Consider the following 663-nt stretch of genomic DNA (forward strand, 5'->3'; position numbering starts at 1 on the left):
CGGGCTGGATGTCAGCGTCCAGGCACGGCTTCTGGACCTGCTGCGCGGGCTGGTGCGCGACATGGGCCTGTCGGTCGTCATCGTCACGCATGACCTGGCCGTGGTGCGCCTGCTGGCCGACCGCCTGATGGTGATGAAATCGGGCCGGGTGGTCGAACAGGGCCTGACGGACCAGGTGCTGGACGATCCGCAGCACGGCTATACCCAGCTTCTTGTCTCCTCCGTCCTGCAGGTGTGACGATGATCCAGGTCGAAAACCTTTCCAAGTCCTTCACCCTGCACAATCAGGGCGGCACGGTCATCCCGGTCATGGCCGGGGCCGCGCTGCACGTGGATCCCGGCGAATGCGTGGGGCTGGTGGGCCAGTCCGGGGCGGGCAAATCCACGCTGATGCGGATGATCCAGGGAAACTATCTGCCGGGCGGCGGCAGCATCCGCATCGCCGGCACGGAACTGGTAGGCGCCGCGCCCCGCACCGTGACCGCACTGCGGCGGGGCACCTTGGGCCATGTCAGCCAGTTTCTGCGCGTGCTGCCGCGGGTGCCTGCGGTGGACGTGGTGGCCGAACCGCTGCGCGCGCTTGGGGTGCCCGCCGCGACAGCGCGTGCGCAGGCCGAAGGCCTGCTGTGGCGGCTGAACATTCCGCGCCGGCTGTGGGGCCTG

General features: G+C 69.1%; 1 protein-coding gene and 1 pseudogene. Both read left to right on the top strand.

All coding sequences use genetic code 11. From position 1 onward, the window contains the following. Nucleotides 1–238: pseudogene (gene phnK / locus TW83_RS15705) on the top strand (phosphonate C-P lyase system protein PhnK); the annotation flags it as partial. A 2-nt stretch (nt 239–240) separates the two neighbouring features. Next, on the top strand, nt 241–663 hold a 423-nt coding region (locus tag TW83_RS15710), incomplete at its 3' end, for an ATP-binding cassette domain-containing protein (protein ID WP_045983723.1).

This window comes from Paracoccus sp. S4493 (assembly GCF_000967735.1).
GTDB classification, from domain to species: Bacteria; Pseudomonadota; Alphaproteobacteria; order Rhodobacterales; family Rhodobacteraceae; genus Paracoccus; species Paracoccus marcusii.